Source organism: Hyphomicrobium denitrificans 1NES1, from assembly GCF_000230975.2.
Taxonomy (GTDB): domain Bacteria; phylum Pseudomonadota; class Alphaproteobacteria; order Rhizobiales; family Hyphomicrobiaceae; genus Hyphomicrobium_B; species Hyphomicrobium_B denitrificans_A.
Genome location: NC_021172.1, coordinates 309,885 through 326,717, shown reverse-complemented (window position 1 = coordinate 326,717; position 16,833 = coordinate 309,885). Strand labels below are relative to the sequence as shown.

The window sequence follows — 16,833 nt, the reverse complement described above, 5'->3', positions numbered from 1 at the left end:
CGGCCGTCGTTTCGATGCGTCAGGGCGACGCCCGCACGCTCAGGTCTTGAGCTTGTCTTCCGTCCGGGTTTCGAAATCGCCGGCGTCATGACGCTCACGAAGCTGACCAGAAGGATCGCCGGATGTGCGGTTGACCATGCGCCCGCGCTTGACCGCTGGACGCTCCGCAATCGCGTTCGCCCAGCGATTGACATGAACATACGCGGGCGCGTCGAGAAACTCGGCGGCGCCATACACCTCGCCCCGTACAAGGCCGCCATACCAAGGCCAAATCGCAATATCGGCGATTGAATAATCCTCGCCCGCCATAAACTTATGGGCCGCGAGATGGCGATCGAGCACATCCAGTTGCCGCTTTACCTCCATGGCAAAACGGTTGATCGCATATTCGATCTTGACCGGAGCATAGGTGTAGAAGTGGCCAAACCCGCCACCGAGATAAGGCGCACTCCCCGCCTGCCAAAACAGCCAATTCAGCGCTTCCGTGCGTTTATCCGGATCGCTCGGCAGGAATGCGCCGAATTTCTCCGCCAGATAGAGCAGAATGGAACCCGACTCGAAAATACGTCTTGGCGCGCTGCCGCTGCGATCGACAAGCGCCGGGATCTTCGAATTGGGATTTATTTCGACAAAACCGCTGCCGAATTGATCGCCCTCGGTAATTCGGATCAACCAAGCGTCGTACTCCGCGCCGCTATGCCCTTGCGCAAGCAGCTCCTCGAGCATCACCGTGACCTTGATACCGTTCGGGGTCGCGAGCGAGTAAAGTTGCAGCGGATGCTTGCCGACTGGAAGCTCCTTCTCGTGCGTCGGTCCGGCAACCGGCCGATTGATGCTTGCAAACGCACCCCCGCTCGGCCGATCCCATTGCCAGACCTTGGGCGGCGTATAGTTCGCTGTATCGCTCATTTCGATGCCTTGTTCCACTGCTCGTCCGCGCTGCGTCGAACCCAAACGCGCGGAAATCATCATTCACATTCGAGGATCGCGCGACAATGCTTGCCGGGCGAGACGGGTCGACGCAGCGGCCGCGAGCTAATGTGCCATCGATCGCGATAGCAGAAAGTCCCAAGCGTGTGGATGAGCGCACCGAAAACCTTAACCGACGGGATAGGGTCCACCGTTCCGTCCGATTCAATATGCACGGCATCGCAAAGAAAAGCTTCGAGCGCCGGGGTCTATTGCACATCACGGCCGATCCAGGCAGCGTGATACCAGTCTCTCAGAGCATCGAGCGAGCGAAGCGTTTCCGGATTCGGCCGGATTCGGATTGTTCGCCACCAACATATCGGTGAAGGCTTTGAAGAATGTCGGATCAGACCAATCGTAGCCGCCTTCGAGGTAGACGATTTTCCCAACCCGCTCCGGGTAAAAGGCCTGCAAATTCCGTGACCTCGTTTCCACCCATGGACCAACCCGGGAGATTGGCCCGCTCGATATGAAGGTTATCAAGCATGTGCACCAGGTCGCTGACAAGCATTTTGAAATCGTAGGGCCCAGCCGGCGCATCCAACCGCCCATGCCTACGCTAGTCGTAGAGACAAAGCGTATCGCGTTTCGAACGCGACATTCGCCCCGCGCCTCCCAAAATGGAACTTAAAGTCGCAATTGCGGTTAGTCGCGCATATGACCACCAAAACGACAATCATGAATGAACGTTCAACTCGAACTCATTCATCGCCGACATTACCGAAGAACGTAAAAGCGCGATTAGTCTGAAATCGGAGACGCGTTTTAAAGCGACGTTAGGCAGACCGCATCTTTCAAATGCCCAACGACCGACGCGTCTGCTAGACGTGTTGGTAGACGCGAAACGCCCTCGTCCCAGAAAGCGGAAGACGCGAAAGGAGAGAAATCTTGTTGCGGAGTCTTACATTCGTAGCGGCAACCATGGCCGCATTGCTGATGCCGTTATCGGCAGACGCCCGACCCCACGGCGGCCATCATGGTGGACACCACGGCGGTCATCATCACAGCATGGGTCACTTCGGTGGCCATCACGGCGGAGGCCGCCACCACGCAACGACGCGTCATTATCGCGGACACGCATATCGCCATCACCGCGGATATGGCCATCACCATTCCCACCATCGGCGTTTCTGGCACGGCCGATGGTACGCCTATGGTATCGGCCCGTGCTGGCGCTGGTCGAACTATTACGATGAGTTCGTTTGGGTTTGCTACTGAAACTGGTAAATCCGATCGAAAGCCAATAAGGACCGCGACATCAGATGTTGCGGTCTTCTTTTTTGTTTGATGTCCGACAACTTTCCTGCGGCCGTGGATCGGCTATCTTCGCGTATCCGAGTCCGCATGAGAATGAGTCGATGCTCCCCGACGATGTCTACCGCGACCGCCTGGAAAAGACGCTTGTCGACCTTGAAGCCTGGGCGAACGAAACGCGCGCCCGCGCCGATATCGCGATCACCGCCTCGGACCGTTATTGGCGAATGGCCGTCGCGCCCTTCTTGCCAACTGCCTGTCCATTCGAGCTTTTGATCAAAGCCAGTCAGACTTTCGATCTCGCACTCAACCGCGAAGTTTATGAAGATAAGCCAGTCGAACGCTTCGACCTGTTCTTAAATCTCGCAAAGGCAATTGCCCGGGGTCGTGTCGAAAGAATTGAGACTCGAAACGCACTGACCGGAATTCTGATAGACGTCGCGACGCGCGTTGAACTCGCGCCCGGCTGGGATTGGATCGGAAGCCACAGGGTTCTGAAACGTTTCGTTCGCCCGCTCGAAGCAGATGAAGAACAGCAGACACACCGGTTCCTGTCGTACGATCGCTAGACGGCCGTAAGCCGACCCAACCGTTTCACCGCAACGATGTCTCCGGACGCTTTCCTGATGCGCTGCGCTGCTTCCAAAAGCGGCTCGATGGCGACCTGCATGTGATGGGCATTGGCGTGGACCATCAGCACGCTATCGATCATGATCCCGACGTGCCCCTTCCAGAACACGAGATCGCCACGCGCAAGCCCTTCGAGATCGCCCTCTATCCGAACGTTTTGGCCGAGTTCCGCTTGCTGCATGTCGGTATCGCGAGGCGCGACGAAGCCCGCAGCGATGAGCGATGTTTGCACGAGGCCCGAACAATCGAGACCAATGTGCGTTCGCCCTCCCCAAAGATAAGGCGTTCCGATGAAGCGCTCCGCGATCTCGACAAAATCCCGTGCGTGACGATCGACGAACGTCGCGTGTCGCGCATAAACGTAAGCTCTGCCCTCCAGTTCCAGAAATCGCTCGTCCGCGGCGCTGGCAGTCAACAACGCATTCATCGCTAGATGCAGCAGCGGCGGAGATTTGATGTCGGGAGCGCTATAAACGAATGTACCCAGGGTGTGAATTTTGTGCGTCGCCTGCGTGATACCCCGTCGCAACGCGTCGGATGGCACGTATCCGACGTATCCGTCGCGCGCGAGCTGAATCCACGCCCATCCGCCCGCATCGTCGAAAATCGTCACCTGTTCGCCGAACAGCGCCTCCGTCTCGAATCCGTAAGAAGGGTCCGGCAACTTCCGCAAAGGCACGGAACTGCGCACGACAACCGCCGGATTTCCCGCAACATAGCGCTCGGCTTTGACGACGCCTTCTAAGACCTTCGCCGCGAGATCGCTGCGAAATGCGTTCCGACGTGGATCGAGAGCGCCGGACGCGCGATTCGAGATCTTGGCCGTCACGACGCCAACTCCCGTTTCAGATGCTCCATCACAGCACGCGCGGTCTGCGGTTCTCCACCCTTCGGTCCGAGCGGCCGCGCTGCCGGTCGCCATCCATAGAGATCGAAATGGGCGAAACGGCGGGCTTTGCTGACGAAGCGCTTGAGAAAGAGCGCCGCGGTAATAGCGCCGGCGAAAGGCGATTCCCAGACATTGTTCATGTCGGCAATATCGCTGTCGAGATGCCGGCGATACCCGCTCCAGAGCGGCATCCGCCATAATGGGTCACCGATCGATGCCGCAAGCGGAGGAAGCTTGTGTCCCAGGTCCTCGTCATCCGTAAAGAAAGCGGGCAAATCCGGACCGAGCGCACTGCGTGCCGCGCCGGTAAGCGTCGCAAAAACAAAAATACTGTCAGGCTCATCGCTATCGGCAAGCGCTAGCGCATCGGCAAGCACGAGGCGGCCTTCCGCATCCGTATTGCCGATCTCGACGCTCATACCCGCACGGCTCGTCAGCACGTCGCCCGGGCGGAACGCATCTCCGCCGACGGAATTCTCGGCCGTCGGAATAATGACGCGAAGCCTGCACTTCAGCCGCTGCCCCATGATCATGTGCGCCAGAGCGAGCGCCGTCGCCGCACCGCCCATGTCCTTCTTCATCAGCAGCATCGCGCTTGCAGGCTTGATGTCGAGACCGCCGGTATCGAACGTAATGCCCTTGCCGACGAGCGTGATCTTCGGAGCCCCTGCTGGTCCCCACGTCAGGTCGATCAGCCGCGGCGGACGCGGACTCGCCCGGCCGACGGCGTGGATCATGGGAAAGTTCTGCGCCAGCAGATCGTCTCCGGCCACGACGGAAACAGCCGCACCGTGCCGGGCAGCGAGTTCGCGCACGGCCGCTTCGATATCGCCGGGGCCCATGTCGGATGCCGGCGTGTTGATGAGGTCGCGGCCCAACCAGACAGCTTCGGCGGTATTGATCACGCGCGCCGCGCCGGCTTCCGCAATGCGAAGTCTGGCACGCTCTGCACAGTTCTCCTTCCGCCGATACCGGAAAAAGGAATAGCCTCCGAGCGCCCACGCGAGTTCGGCAAGATCCATCGTCCCGGCGTCAGCGGCCAAACGGTAAGTCCCGGCGGGCAAGCTGGCCGACAGCAACCCTGTGAGCATCTCGGAGGGCCCGCTCGGCTCCCCCTGCTGGCCGTCTCCCACGCCCAAGACAACGGAGCCGATGCCGCCATCGGGGCCCGGGATCAGGAGATGCCGTTTCGCGGCGCCCGAGAATTTCTGCGCGGCAAGCCAAGCTTTCTGCTGGTCGCTCAATCCGCCTACCGGCCCGGGATCGGCCGACGAAGCCAAGTAGATAGGTATGTCGCTTGCCTCCGCCGAACCCATTACGAAAACGTCTTTTGCCGACCAAGCTGTTGTCTCGACCATCATTCCTCTCGCAAGCACGCCAAGTTCATAAGCATCCACCAGAGTCCGCCGCTTGCCGCAAGTAACCGCGACCCCGGGTTGCATCAGCTATAACTTACGGAGTGTGAAACTTAAGCGTTTATTGACGCCTGCCCCAGAAACTGACCGTCACGCAGATTCGCCGGAGTTGGGCTGCGAATCTTGGCAGACGGAGACCGCAATGAAGCGCATCGAGCGCCCCCGCCACACCCTTGTCGAACCATCCGTCTGCAAACGCATGGGGGTGATCGCCGCACTTTCAGCGTCGCTGCTGCTCGGCGCCTGCTCGGCGTCGCCTAATCTGCTGCAGGAAATGGCCTTGAAATCGGATAAAACCGACAGCACCGAGACGTCGCCGGCGCCCCAGACCGAGCTTCAGAAAGCGACCACTTATTGGGGGCAGGAGTACTCCAAGAAACCGACGGAGCTGCAACCGGCGCTCAATTACGCAAAGAACCTGAAGGCACTCGGCGAGAAGCAGAAGGCATTCGCCATCCTGCAGCAGGCAAGCATGTTCCACGGCAACGACCCGCAGTTGACCAGCGAGTACGGCCGCCTCGCGCTCGAACTCAATCAGGTCAACATGGCCGGCCAGCTTCTTGCAGCCGCAGACGACCCGACCAGACCCGATTGGCGCGTCATTTCTGCGCGCGGAACCGTTCTCGCCAAACAGGGCAAATACGCCGACGCGATTCCATTTTACGAGCGCGCCCTGGCGCTCGCTCCCGGCAATCCCGGCGTCATGAATAACCTGGCGATGGCTCACGCGATGATGGGCGATCCGAAGAAAGCCGAGGAGATCCTGCGGCAAGCCGCTGCCACACCCGGAGCGACGCGCAAGGTCCGAGAAAATCTTGCTCTCGTCCTCGGGCTGCAGGGACGCTACGATGAGTCGAAATCAGTCGCTTCGAGTGTGCTCGATTCCGATGCGGCGGCATCCAACGCCCGCTATCTGAAGCAGTTGGTCAAGCTCGAACCCAAGAGCGAAATGCCCGACGCAAGCAGCTTCATGGCGCAAACGTCCGTCGAGCCGGCAGCGTCGCCTCAGGCGGACCGGCAGATCAGCACAGCCGCCAATGCGGCGCCGATATCGGAAGCCCAGAGCAACTGGCAAACGGTCAGCGCAACGGATACGTCGTTGCCATTATCGCTCAAGGGCATGACTCACTAGCGTTGCGGCTACGGCTCGACCGCTGCCCGCGAGACCTGGTCAATCTTGGATTGAATTCGTCTCGAAAAGCTACCGCCCTTGTCTTTCAGACCGGGGCGCAACGTCGTTCGCCAGCGCTCACGCCGTAACCACCCGCTCGCCGCGGCGTCTATTTCGGCATCTGCATGTAGCTGATACCGGCCGGCCCAAGAATGACGATGAAAAGCACGGGCAGGAAGAAAACGATCATCGGCACAGTCAGTTTCGGCGGCAGCGCTGCGGCTTTGCGTTCTGCTTCCGACTGACGAATCTCGCGATTTTCCTTGGCCATGGTTCTGAGAGCCTGGCCCACGGGCGTGCCGTAGCGCTCGGCCTGGATGAGAGCTGTCGTCACGCCTTTGACGCCTGGAAGTCCGGTGCGCTTTGCAAGGTTCTCATAAGCCTGCCGGCGGTCTTGCAAGTAGGAGAGCTCCGCGGTTGTCAACGCCATTTCTTCGGCGAGCTCGATTGACTGGCTGGCGACCTCTTTGCTGACCTTGCCGAACGCGGCTTCCACCGACATGCCCGATTGCACGCAGATCAAAAGCATATCGAGCGCGTCCGGAAACGCTTGCTTGATCGATGTCTGCCGCTTTTGCACGCGATTGGAAATGAACACGTTGGGCAGGTAGAAACCGAGAAACCCGGCGCCAAGTGCGATGCCGACATTCACAAGCGGCGGATGCCCGGTGTTGTAGATGAAGAAAACGTAGAAAAGCGCCAGAAAGAAAATAACGATCGGGGCCGTCACCCGGAAAAACAGGAACGTGACGATGTTGGCTTGCCCGCGAAGGCCGGCGCGCTTCAAATTCTCGCGTATCTCTTCGTTGTCGAACCTTTCGCGCAGTTTCAACTCGTCGACGATGCGCTGCATGAACCCTTTGGCCGTCGGGCGCAGCTTGGTCGAGGGACGATCTTTGGCGGCCATTTCCGCAAGACGAGCGGAGCGCATTTTACTACGCTCGACGGCCATCTCCTTCATCCGGCGATTCATCTGATCCCGCTGCAGCATGGGCAGCGCGATCGACAACACGGTCGCGAAGACGCAAACCGCGGCAAGCATCGTTGCCACGAACTGCGGATTCATCACCGTTTCAATGAAAGCTGTCATTGGATCACCGTCGGCGCCTTAGCCAAATGAATGTTCAACCTAGAACTTAAAGTTGATCATCTTCTTCATCACCAGGATGCCGATCGTCATCCATACCGCGCCGAGCGCGACCATGAACCGACCCGGAGTCGTCGTGAACAAGGGCGTCATGTAGCTCGGCGATGACATGTAGACCATGAGCATCACCCCCGGCGGCAACGATGCGAGCACCATCGCCGAAGCCTTGGCTTCCGCCGATAAGGCCTTCACTTTCAGCGCCAGCATATGGCGATCGCGTAAAACGCCTGAAAGGTTGCCAAGCGCCTCCGACAGGTTGCCGCCCGCTTGCTGCTGGATAGCGATGACGATCGTCAAGAATCGTACCTCCGCCAGCGGGATTCGGTCGTACATGCGTTCCAGCGCATCGGCGAGCGGAACGCCCAGCCGCTGCTGCTCCACGACATTGCGGAATTCGCCCGCAAGCGGCTCGGGACTTTCACGCGCGATCACCTGCAGGCATTCATTGAGCGGGAGGCCGGATTTGACGCCCCGCACGACGACGTCGATCGCATTGGCGAGGTGGGAAGAAAATTTGGCTTGGCGGCGCTTCGTCATCTTGGCGAGCACCCACCTTGGAATTCCGAATGCGCCGAGAAATACCGCAACGACGGTTGCAGCAATGGGCAAGGTAAGAAAGTTGAATGAAAGCCCGCCGAGCACGATGCCGAGTGTCGCGCTGATGATGTAAAAGTCGCGCGGCGTCTGCTTTAATCCGGCCCGCTCGAGCCGCAGACCCATCGTTATTTTTTTCTTGGCCTTCTGTCTGTCGTCCATCTCCTTCAAAGTATCTGCGACCGACTTCTTGCGGCTGCTTTGAACCTCTGCCAAGGCCCCGCCAAGCTTCCGGTTGCGTCCCGAAACGCTTTCTAGGCGCCGATCCTTCTGACGGTCTGCCGAAAAATAGGGATAGGCAAGCGCGTAGACGCCGCCCGCGAACGCCATGGCCGCCAGTAACGGGATGAGAAAACTCAACAGCGCGTGATCAGCCATGACGATCACCCAGCGAATTTCCGTCGTCGTCGACCTCCGCAGCCGCGAGGGCGAGCGCAAGCCGCTCCGTCTCTCCGTAGTATTCCGCGCGTTCCCAGAAATGCGGACGCGCTATGCCCGTCGAGCGATGACGCCCCGCGATCTTTCCGTGTGCGTCTTCGCCGGTAATCTCGTAGATGAGCAGGTTTTGTAGCGTAATCGTTTCCTCTTCCATCCCGAGAACCTCGGTGATGTGCGTGATCTTGCGCGAACCGTCGCGCAAACGCGACGCCTGCACGATGACGTCGATGGATCCACAGATCATCTCTCGAATGGCTTTGACCGGTAGCGCATAGCCACCCTGCATGATCATAGATTCAAGGCGGCTTAGTGCCTCCCGGGGGCTGTTGGCATGCAGCGTCCCCATCGACCCGTCGTGCCCCGTATTCATGGCTTGCAGAAGATCGAAGGCTTCAGGTCCGCGGACTTCGCCGACGATGATCCGCTCGGGACGCATACGAAGGCAGTTCTTGATTAGATCGCGCATTCGGATCTCGCCCTCGCCTTCGAGGTTCGGAGGGCGCGTCTCGAGACGCACGACATGCGGCTGCTGCAGCTGAAGTTCGGCCGAGTCTTCGCAAGTAATGATGCGCTCATCGTTATCGATCGAGCCGGTCAGACAATTGAGCAGCGTCGTTTTTCCCGAGCCGGTGCCTCCTGAAATGACCACGTTGCACCGGACCCGGCCGATGATCTCAAGGATGGTTTTGGCTTCCGGCGTTATGGAGCCGAATTTGACGAGTTGATCGAGCTTCAGGCGGTCTTTTTTGAATTTGCGGATGGTGAGCGCCGGTCCGTCGATTGCCAGTGGCGGCACAATGACGTTGACGCGCGAGCCGTCGGGAAGACGCGCATCGCAGATCGGACTCGATTCATCGACCCGGCGGCCGACCTGGCTGACGATGCGCTGGCAGATGTTCATCAACTGCTGATTGTCGGCAAAGCGCACACTTGTTTTCTGCACTTTGCCGCCGACTTCGATGAAGGTCGTCGAAGCGCCATTGACCATGATGTCCGCAATGTCGTCTCGCGCCAACAGCGGTTCGAGCGGTCCGTAGCCCAAAACGTCGTTGCAAATGTCTTCGAGGAGCTCCTCCTGCTCCGCGATCGACATCACGACATTCTTGGCCTGGATGATCTCGCTGACGATATCGCGGATTTCTTCGCGCGCCGCGACAGCGTCGAGCTTGGCGAGCTGTGTCAGATCGATCGTATCGATCAGCGCGTTGAATACGGTCGTTTTGACGTCGTAATATTCTTCCGAATGCCTGCGCTGCATTTCGACGGCCGGCTCCGGACGCGGCGCTGCCGGCGTCGACTGGCGCGATTGTGGCGCCTTCGTCTCCGGGGCGGCGACGGGCTGGACCACCGGTACGACCTGCGGTTCACTCCGTTTTGCGGAGACAGGATCGTTTGAACGCCTACCGAACATGGCGAAGTCCTCAGCGCTTTAGTTTCAGCTTCTCGAAAAGCGGCCTGATCGCTGCCAAAGGCGAATTCCGCTTCTCCGCCTTGGCTTCCCTGCGGCCCGTGATTCTCATCGCGATATCATGAAACCTTTCCACCGCCTTCGCCTTGGGATTGAGTTCTTCGAGCATCTGACCGTTGTTCGATGCCTGACTGAACGTTTCGGGATCGTAGTCAACGACCGCCATCACCTTGACGTCGAGCGCCTGCTCGAATTCTTTGAGCGTGATTTCCTGACGCTTCGGCATATTGGCCATGTTCAGGATCAGATGCGGCTTGATGTCGTTCTTCCGCGAAGTTCGCAGCAGATCGACGATGTTCTTTGCATTCCTGAGATTCGCGAGGTCCGGCACGACCGTAATCACGACTTGATCGGCTTGCAGAAGCACCCGCTTCGACCACGGTGACCAGCCGTGCGGCAGGTCGACGGCCACGAAGGGCACGTTCTGCCGCACAACGTCGAGAACGGTATCGCAGGCTTCTGGCGAAATGTCATAATCGCGGTCGATTACGACGGGGGCTGCAAAGATGGACAAATGCTCCGAGCATTTGGTCATCAGCCGATCGAGGAGTTGATCGTCGAGACGTTCCGGCGCCGTAAGTGCTTCCGCAATGCCTTGCACCGGGTCCTGATTGAAGTCGAGGCCCGTCGTGCCGAATGCAAGATCGAGATCGGCGATCGCGACGTCGGTTTTCAGAATCTCCGACATCGTCCAGCCGACGTTGTGGCAGATCGTCGAAGAGCCGACACCGCCCTTGGCGCCGACAAAGGCAAACACATGACCGACCGGATCGGTATCCGGATTGTTGTAAAGGTTCGAGATACACTCCATCACGGCGAGCGGATCAATCGGCGCAACAAGGTATTCGCCGACGCCCCGCTTCAATAGCTCGCGATAAAGCACCACATCGTTTTGACGTCCTATGACGACGACCTTCGTGCCGGGATCGCAGCTCTCCGCAAGCCGGTCGAGCTCTGCCAGGAGCGTGCTGCCGTCAAGGGCACAATCGAGAATAATGAGGTTCGGTGTCGGGCTGTCCACGTAATGCGATATGGCGGCCGCGATACCGCCCATATGCACGCTGGCATGCGCCTTGGACAGACGCCGGTCTTCGGCGGCATATTGAATGGCATTCGCAACGCCCACATCGTCGCAAAATGCCTGGATCGAGATCCGCGGCACAGGGCGCGCGCGATCACTCGAATAAAACTCTTGCTGTTCTCTGGAAAACTCTGGATCAAATTCAGGCGCAGCTTGAATATGCTGGGACATGTCGCCTCCAAAGATCAATTACTGTTGGATTTGGCAATCGTTACTGCTTCGGCCGCCGCACCAAGCTGATCGCCTTTCACGTACTTATCGTACATTTTGAAACGACGATTGGCATCGCTCGGCGTCATCGTGCGAGGCCCAAGCAAGTCAGCAGGATTTGCGACCATGACTGCCAGATTGCGCTGCGAGGAGCAGCCGAAATCTGGATATGGCGTGTTCTGATAGGTGCGCGCCAGATTCTCCGACCAATCCTGACCGCAGTCGGGCGCATCGGCGACATAGCGCATATACGAGATACGCAAAGGCGCCTCGCCGCCGGTCGCGTGATAGGCTTCGGCAGAAATCGAAGACTCCGAATACCCACCGGCAAGCACCAGCCGCCGCACATCGCTGGCTGCATCCATTGCTGCGCCCTCGTTTGCCGAACCTGCAGGCGCCGAGATGACAAACCGGCTATTGCCGGCATCGCTGGCTCTGTGATGGTTGATAAAATCCATCACGCGGCCGCGCTGTGATGGCGTCAGCCCTTCAGAACCCGACGCAACACGCAGATTGAGAACGGCAGGCTGCTGCGACACGAGGATGGGATGGCGCTGCTCGGGATCGATCAATTGCCAGCCCGCAACCTGCGGACCCGCTCGATCGTGCTCGCAGCCGGCCATCGCAATCGGCAGGCAGGCCACGATCAGAATTTTGGCGAGACCGGACCACCTCTTTGCGGGTCCGCGGAGTATCGTCTTTTGCATCTGCATGATGTGTCTCCGGAGCCCGATTATTCGACGATGAATCCATAGTCGCCCTTCAAACCGCCGGAGGGCTGAACTTCGCTTCTTCCGTAGATCCGATTGAGGTGACCGAGAAAATCCGCTTTGAGATCTGTCGCAGGATACAATCCGTCTGCGGGCGTCGAGAGCTGTTGGCGCGCAACGGGCTGCACGAGATACGGCGTAACGATAACCACCAGCTCCGACTCATCGTTTTGAAAGTCGCGGCTGCGGAAAAGCGTTCCGAGAATTGGAATGTCCTTGGCTCCGGGAAGCCCGTCGATGTTTTGCTGCGTCTTCGTCGAGATCAAACCTGCAAGCGCCAGCGAACCACCCGAAGGAAGCTCGACAACGGTCTTCGCTTGCCGTGTGTCGAAGACAGGATTGCCCGAGATGAACTGTGCGATATCGCTGACGCTCGTATCGATCTTGAGGCTGATCCGGCCTTCGGTCAGAACGACCGGAGTAAAGCTGAGCTGCACGCCAAACTTCTTGAAGGCGACGGCACTGACGCCTGTTTGCGTATCGACGCCGGTGACATAGGGAACTTCGCCGCCAGCCAGAAATTCAGCTGCCTCACCCGAGATCGCCGTGAGGTTGGGCTCCGCCAGTGTTCTGATCAACCCGTCGCGCTCGAGCGCCCGAACCGCTGACTGGATATTGTTACGACTGTTCCCCCACCCCGACACGATGCCGCTATTGCCGAATGTGCCGGGCGCCGGTCCGGAATTGAAGGCGCAGACGTGCATCGCCGCGCACCCCGCGCTTGCGGCCGTGCCGACGCCGAATGTCGGCAGGGTTCCAAGTCCCTGCGCGGCAGAAATCGGAAACGAATTTTCGGTGAGAAGCGTCGTCGAAAAACTGCCCGACTGCAGCATGCCGCCGAGGTTGACGCCCATTTGCTTCAGGAGCGTGCGCTTGACCTCGGCAACTGTGACCTTGAGCATCACCTGCTCTTCCGCTTCGACGGTCAGCAGATTGATGACTGATTTAACGTCGTCGGAATCTTTGACGTCGGTACGCGGCTGCCCTTGCGAGCTACCTCCGCTAGCCGAGAGGCTTACATTGGACGACCAGCTTGCAATCATCTGGCTCATAAATTGAGCCGATATCCTTGTTGCGCGCGCCGAATCTGATGGGCTCTTCACATGCCCGGTCAAGATCACTGTTTGGTTGAGCGTCTCAACCTTGATGTCTGAACCGGGAATGACCCTTCGCAAAAGCGTTTCCAGGCCATCGCCTTCCTGATCGACATTGAGTTCGATGAGTGCGAGCTGCTGTCCTGTGTTCGAAAAGAAAAATGCGTTCGATTGGCCTGGCGCTTTGCCGAGCAAAAACACGCGGTTCGAGCTAAGCACAACAGCGTCGACGACGGCTGGATTCGATGCCATGACGTCGCGTACGCCACTGGGGAATTCGACGAGGACGGATTTTCCAAGCCCAATCTTGATGCTCTTGTGGATCGGGCCTCCCTTGGATTCCGGAATCCGGACAATAGACTGCGTGTTCTTGCTGTATTCCGGATCAAATCCGTCGGTCCGCTCCAGTTGCCGGTCAGACGCGCGCTGCTGCGCCGACGCCGGCGCAATTACTGCCAGCATAACGGGAGCAAACACCACGAGCACGCGTGCGGCCGCGCGCCATGGGAATCCAATTTCAAATCGCATGAGGTTCCCGCCTTTATGACGACCACTGACCGACCAACTCAGTTCACGCCATACACACGCGACTTCGCACCGTAACGAACAACCCGTACCGAATTGTTTTGCGGCTTGTTCAAATCCAGCCCTCCGGCCCGCTCAGGGTCGGAACTCAAATCTGCAACGCTGCGCAAGGAGAGGGTGATCTCTCCCATCGAATTCGCGAGCGCCATCATCTCCGCCTGCTTCGGCGTCAATTCCAGCGTCGCGGTAGAAGCAGAGACGTCTGCCGATTTCTTTCCCCCCTTGGTTTCGATCTGCTGGCCTATCGCCATGACCCGCACGTTCCGGAACAGCGTATCCGCAACATTCTCGTCCTGGCCGCTGCGACCCCGGAGGTGACGAATTAGGATCACGTCGACATGGTCGTTCGGAAGAATGAGGCTACCCGCCGCGGTTTCGGCCTTGATCTTGGTCGAAATGGCGCGCATGCCTTGCGGCAGGATCGCGGCTAAGACGCCGCCCTGACCCGGTTTGATCAGCTTCTGCGTGGTGATGGGCTCGCCCGCGAGAAGTGCCGAGCGCGCAACCGATCCCGCAAACTCATGCATCCGCGCAGGACCGCCGCTGCCCTTCGTTATATAGTCGGGCGTAATCGCTTTCTTCGGCCAGGAAACCCAGCGAAAATTGCCCTCGCTGACGATCTGGCCGACGGAAATATCGGAGCCCGCAACCAAAACATCAGTGCTATCGACCTGCTTTTCGACCATTATCGGCGCAGGCGGCGTCATGAATGCGCTTGCGATATAATAAGCGAGCCCTGCCGCAGTGAACGCGACGGAAAAACCGACAAGTTGTGCCCGCTTCATCGCGGCGAAAATCCTTCAGCTCGGGGTTCGCAATCCTGCGCCGATACTGTCGGACAAACGTCAATGTGAGGTTAACTTCCGTTTCAGAAAGGTGTACGCCGGCAACGGTTGCAGCACCAATTGGGCGATGCCCGGCGAGGTCTTCAGACCCGATCAGGCCACCAGCATCCGGAACAAATCGGTCGATGGAAAGATCATGAGGCCGGCACCCGCAATTGCGATGCCATAGGGAATCGGACCGCCTGCCGTATGCAGACGCTGCGCCCAACCCGGCAGCGGCCAAAGTTCGGCTGGAACCGCTCTCCGATAGCTCAGGATCAGGAGGCACAAAGCGCCGCCCCAGATCGTGACGAAGGCGATAAAGGGGAGGATGAACTCCGGACCCATCCAAAGGGCCCCTGCTGCCATCAGCTTGGCGTCGCCGCCCCCAACCAACTTGAAAGCAAAAAGCGTAAACGTCAGGGCCAGCACCCCGAAGGCATACGCAAGATGCAGGCCGAATGTCTCAAGCGGCATCCGCGTTACAAATGCCAGCGCAACGAAACCTCCGGCCAGCGCGAGGGAGATAACGTTCGGGATCTTCATCGTGAAAAGGTCATTTGCTGCGGCAAATGCCATCGCAATCGGAAAGATCGCGACGAGAAGAAAAATCAGCACCGACATTATTCACCTGTACGAGAAACGCGACCGCGGACAGAGTATGGCGCAACACGGTAAAGGTCGGCCTAACGGCAGGGGCGTCGGCAATCAATTAGTTTGGCCGAATCCTGCAACCACAGAGTCGAAAATGCCGATGAGTGAAGCCCTGACCCCCGTTAGCCCGCCAATGATCGCCAGACTGACAATACTCGCGATAAGTGCATATTCGATCGAGGTCGCACCGCTCTCGTCGCGCGCAAAACCGCGTAGGCTGGAAGGCAGCATTGCAAAGACCTTTATGAAAAGCGCGCTCGAAGAACCTTCTCCGAGCGCGCTCAAATGCACTCTTACAATAAGCCCAGCGCTAAAAAGCGCTTATCAGGTGCCACCACCGTTTGCCGTATCCAGCGAGCTCTTCACCTTCCCAAAGGTGGTGCTGAGGCTGGAACCAACCTGACCCAGCACGGTGATGAGAGCAACGCCGATAAGGGCAGCGATCAAGCCATATTCGATGGCCGTTGCACCCGACTCATCGCTCATGAAACGCGAAATCATGTTCATTGGTTTGTTCCGATCTACGCTAATACTTTTATCGATCCCGTTCCTCGGGAAGAGGATGTCCTCACCGCTGAACTGATGCGGACTGTAGATCGCAAAACTTAAAGGCAGGTAAAACGCAGCCGCCCGGTACCGGCTACTGACTAACAAATATTATCCAATGCCTTCTTATGTATTAAGTAGAATAAATAGCAGAGAACGGCATATATATACATCACAATCGCGCAAAATTTGAAAATAAGATAGAGGAATACGAGTTAATACTAGGTTTATTGAAGTATTTATAGAACTGTTGGCCTCAGTAAGGGGCAGGAATGAGACCGCTGTCGCTTTGACTCAAAGATGAAATAACTTTGGTTGTCTGCACTCCTCTGGCGAGTCGGACTTTCGGCGCGAGACTTCATCAGTCACCGGATTAACCAGCAAGCGCATCTGGCGGCCGCCCAGTCTGCCGCGGCCGCCCCATACTGCTGCGGTTCGGAACAAGCATTTGCAGTTCCTTCACCATTTGATGAGCTTATTTGCGCGTTAGCTTCGGAAGGATCGCGCCAATGCACCGTGGAACAGAAACGCTCGCATCGTCGCGCGCCTTTTGGGTCGTTCGCACCGGCTTGGCGGTTATGCTGACGGCTCTTTCAGCGGCTGGCGCCTCGGCCGCTGACTTGATTGTACGTTACGACCAGTCTCAACTGCTCCACCTTCCGCGCCCCGCTACCGAAATCATCGTCGGCAACCCATCGATCGCCGACGTGACTCTGCAAGACGGCAATCTGTTGGTCGTCACCGGCAAGACATTCGGCATTACGAATGTCATTGCCCTCGACGCTGCTCACAACGTCATTCAGGACCAACGCGTATTGGTCGAGCGCGACGACCGCAAAATCGTCAATTTGCACAAAGGCAGCACACGCTTCACGTACGCATGTACACCGAATTGTGAGCCAACCCTTACGATCGGCGACGACAAGGAGTTCTTCAACGCCGTCCAGGCAGCAAACTCTCAGAAGACAAAGTTCTCCGAGGGTGCGTCCGATTCCGCCAACAGCGCCAACAACCAGCAATAACTGTCCATCCGAGCCGCAAGCGGACTGTCCTCCCATCGTCTCGGGCCGGCCGGTGTTTGCCGGTTTTCACAT

At 58.3% G+C, this 16,833-nt stretch carries 17 protein-coding genes; 4 read left to right on the top strand and 13 right to left on the bottom strand.

Features of this window, described 5'->3' with window-relative positions; all coding sequences use genetic code 11:
- Positions 1-39 precede the first annotated feature (39 nt).
- Positions 40-909, bottom strand: coding sequence for a glutathione-dependent disulfide-bond oxidoreductase (gene yghU / locus HYPDE_RS01530; protein ID WP_015596560.1), 870 nt, complete (start codon positions 907-909; stop codon positions 40-42).
- 1,036 nt (positions 910-1,945) lie between these two features.
- Here yghU and HYPDE_RS18590 point away from each other — a divergent pair.
- Both HYPDE_RS18590 and HYPDE_RS01515 read left to right on the top strand, forming a co-directional pair.
- The gene (locus HYPDE_RS18590) at positions 1,946-2,257 is read left to right on the top strand and encodes a hypothetical protein (protein ID WP_015596557.1); all 312 of its coding nucleotides are present in this window, start codon (positions 1,946-1,948) and stop codon (positions 2,255-2,257) included.
- 70 nt (positions 2,258-2,327) lie between these two features.
- Positions 2,328-2,792 carry a hypothetical protein gene (locus HYPDE_RS01515; protein ID WP_144061144.1) on the top strand — a complete coding sequence of 155 codons (465 nt, stop codon included), beginning with the start codon at positions 2,328-2,330 and terminating at the stop codon, positions 2,790-2,792.
- Here the strand turns inward: HYPDE_RS01515 and HYPDE_RS01510 are convergent.
- Positions 2,789-3,682: a C40 family peptidase gene (locus HYPDE_RS01510; protein ID WP_015596555.1), complete on the bottom strand. Its 894-nt coding sequence runs from the start codon at positions 3,680-3,682 to the stop codon at positions 2,789-2,791. The genes HYPDE_RS01515 and HYPDE_RS01510 overlap by 4 nt on opposite strands.
- Entirely contained in the window at positions 3,679-5,100 is a 1,422-nt protein-coding gene (locus HYPDE_RS01505) for a leucyl aminopeptidase family protein (RefSeq protein ID WP_041320723.1), read from the bottom strand. The genes HYPDE_RS01510 and HYPDE_RS01505 overlap by 4 nt, the downstream gene beginning before the upstream one ends.
- Positions 5,101-5,299: 199 nt before the next feature.
- Between HYPDE_RS01505 and HYPDE_RS01500 the strand changes: the two genes are divergently transcribed.
- Complete coding sequence (locus tag HYPDE_RS01500) at positions 5,300-6,289, top strand: tetratricopeptide repeat protein (protein WP_041320722.1); 990 nt, start codon at positions 5,300-5,302, stop codon at positions 6,287-6,289.
- A gap of 148 nt (positions 6,290-6,437) precedes the next feature.
- On the opposite strand, the gene HYPDE_RS01495 is transcribed toward HYPDE_RS01500, so the two are convergent.
- The 10 genes from HYPDE_RS01495 to HYPDE_RS01450 all read right to left on the bottom strand — a co-directional run bounded on the left by HYPDE_RS01495 (position 6,438) and on the right by HYPDE_RS01450 (position 15,700).
- Entirely contained in the window at positions 6,438-7,418 is a 981-nt protein-coding gene (locus HYPDE_RS01495) for a type II secretion system F family protein (protein ID WP_015596552.1), read from the bottom strand.
- 39 nt (positions 7,419-7,457) lie between these two features.
- Complete coding sequence (locus HYPDE_RS01490; RefSeq protein ID WP_051111946.1) at positions 7,458-8,447, bottom strand: type II secretion system F family protein; 990 nt, start codon at positions 8,445-8,447, stop codon at positions 7,458-7,460.
- Positions 8,440-9,918, bottom strand: a complete 1,479-nt coding sequence (locus tag HYPDE_RS01485; RefSeq protein WP_015596550.1) for a CpaF family protein — start codon at positions 9,916-9,918, stop codon at positions 8,440-8,442. Before HYPDE_RS01485 ends, HYPDE_RS01490 begins: the two co-directional genes overlap by 8 nt.
- 10 nt (positions 9,919-9,928) lie before the next feature.
- The gene (locus tag HYPDE_RS01480) at positions 9,929-11,227 is read right to left on the bottom strand and encodes a transcriptional regulator (protein ID WP_015596549.1); all 1,299 of its coding nucleotides are present in this window, start codon (positions 11,225-11,227) and stop codon (positions 9,929-9,931) included.
- Positions 11,228-11,241: 14 nt separating this feature from the next.
- Complete coding sequence (locus HYPDE_RS01475; protein ID WP_015596548.1) at positions 11,242-11,979, bottom strand: CpaD family pilus assembly protein; 738 nt, start codon at positions 11,977-11,979, stop codon at positions 11,242-11,244.
- Positions 11,980-11,999: 20 nt separating this feature from the next.
- Positions 12,000-13,658 carry a type II and III secretion system protein family protein gene (locus HYPDE_RS01470; RefSeq protein ID WP_015596547.1) on the bottom strand — a complete coding sequence of 553 codons (1,659 nt, stop codon included), beginning with the start codon at positions 13,656-13,658 and terminating at the stop codon, positions 12,000-12,002.
- Positions 13,659-13,696: 38 nt separating this feature from the next.
- Positions 13,697-14,500: a Flp pilus assembly protein CpaB gene (cpaB, locus tag HYPDE_RS01465; RefSeq protein WP_015596546.1), complete on the bottom strand. Its 804-nt coding sequence runs from the start codon at positions 14,498-14,500 to the stop codon at positions 13,697-13,699.
- Between the two features lie 153 nt (positions 14,501-14,653).
- The gene (locus HYPDE_RS01460) at positions 14,654-15,163 is read right to left on the bottom strand and encodes an A24 family peptidase (RefSeq protein WP_015596545.1); all 510 of its coding nucleotides are present in this window, start codon (positions 15,161-15,163) and stop codon (positions 14,654-14,656) included.
- A gap of 84 nt (positions 15,164-15,247) precedes the next feature.
- Positions 15,248-15,424: a Flp family type IVb pilin gene (locus HYPDE_RS01455; RefSeq protein WP_051112037.1), complete on the bottom strand. Its 177-nt coding sequence runs from the start codon at positions 15,422-15,424 to the stop codon at positions 15,248-15,250.
- A 93-nt stretch (positions 15,425-15,517) separates the two neighbouring features.
- Positions 15,518-15,700, bottom strand: coding sequence for a Flp family type IVb pilin (locus HYPDE_RS01450; RefSeq protein WP_015596543.1), 183 nt, complete (start codon positions 15,698-15,700; stop codon positions 15,518-15,520).
- A 548-nt stretch (positions 15,701-16,248) separates the two neighbouring features.
- Between HYPDE_RS01450 and HYPDE_RS01445 the strand changes: the two genes are divergently transcribed.
- Positions 16,249-16,761: a pilus assembly protein N-terminal domain-containing protein gene (locus HYPDE_RS01445; protein ID WP_041319766.1), complete on the top strand. Its 513-nt coding sequence runs from the start codon at positions 16,249-16,251 to the stop codon at positions 16,759-16,761.
- Positions 16,762-16,833: the final 72 nt, after the last annotated feature.

What these genes read in the sequence shown, in the direction of transcription:
- HYPDE_RS01515 (WP_144061144.1), top strand. Translation starts at nt 2,328, where the DNA reads ATGCTCCCCGACGATGTCTACCGCGACCGCCTGGAAAAGACGCTTGTC.
- yghU (WP_015596560.1), bottom strand. Translation starts at nt 909, where the DNA reads ATGAGCGATACAGCGAACTATACGCCGCCCAAGGTCTGGCAATGGGAT.
- cpaB (WP_015596546.1), bottom strand. Translation starts at nt 14,500, where the DNA reads ATGAAGCGGGCACAACTTGTCGGTTTTTCCGTCGCGTTCACTGCGGCA.
- HYPDE_RS01455 (WP_051112037.1), bottom strand. Translation starts at nt 15,424, where the DNA reads ATGCTGCCTTCCAGCCTACGCGGTTTTGCGCGCGACGAGAGCGGTGCG.
- HYPDE_RS01485 (WP_015596550.1), bottom strand. Translation starts at nt 9,918, where the DNA reads ATGTTCGGTAGGCGTTCAAACGATCCTGTCTCCGCAAAACGGAGTGAA.
- HYPDE_RS01445 (WP_041319766.1), top strand. Translation starts at nt 16,249, where the DNA reads ATGCACCGTGGAACAGAAACGCTCGCATCGTCGCGCGCCTTTTGGGTC.
- HYPDE_RS01500 (WP_041320722.1), top strand. Translation starts at nt 5,300, where the DNA reads ATGAAGCGCATCGAGCGCCCCCGCCACACCCTTGTCGAACCATCCGTC.
- HYPDE_RS01495 (WP_015596552.1), bottom strand. Translation starts at nt 7,418, where the DNA reads ATGACAGCTTTCATTGAAACGGTGATGAATCCGCAGTTCGTGGCAACG.
- HYPDE_RS18590 (WP_015596557.1), top strand. Translation starts at nt 1,946, where the DNA reads ATGGTGGACACCACGGCGGTCATCATCACAGCATGGGTCACTTCGGTG.
- HYPDE_RS01505 (WP_041320723.1), bottom strand. Translation starts at nt 5,100, where the DNA reads ATGGTCGAGACAACAGCTTGGTCGGCAAAAGACGTTTTCGTAATGGGT.
- HYPDE_RS01470 (WP_015596547.1), bottom strand. Translation starts at nt 13,658, where the DNA reads ATGCGATTTGAAATTGGATTCCCATGGCGCGCGGCCGCACGCGTGCTC.
- HYPDE_RS01490 (WP_051111946.1), bottom strand. Translation starts at nt 8,447, where the DNA reads ATGGCTGATCACGCGCTGTTGAGTTTTCTCATCCCGTTACTGGCGGCC.
- HYPDE_RS01450 (WP_015596543.1), bottom strand. Translation starts at nt 15,700, where the DNA reads ATGAACATGATTTCGCGTTTCATGAGCGATGAGTCGGGTGCAACGGCC.
- HYPDE_RS01460 (WP_015596545.1), bottom strand. Translation starts at nt 15,163, where the DNA reads ATGTCGGTGCTGATTTTTCTTCTCGTCGCGATCTTTCCGATTGCGATG.
- HYPDE_RS01480 (WP_015596549.1), bottom strand. Translation starts at nt 11,227, where the DNA reads ATGTCCCAGCATATTCAAGCTGCGCCTGAATTTGATCCAGAGTTTTCC.
- HYPDE_RS01475 (WP_015596548.1), bottom strand. Translation starts at nt 11,979, where the DNA reads ATGCAGATGCAAAAGACGATACTCCGCGGACCCGCAAAGAGGTGGTCC.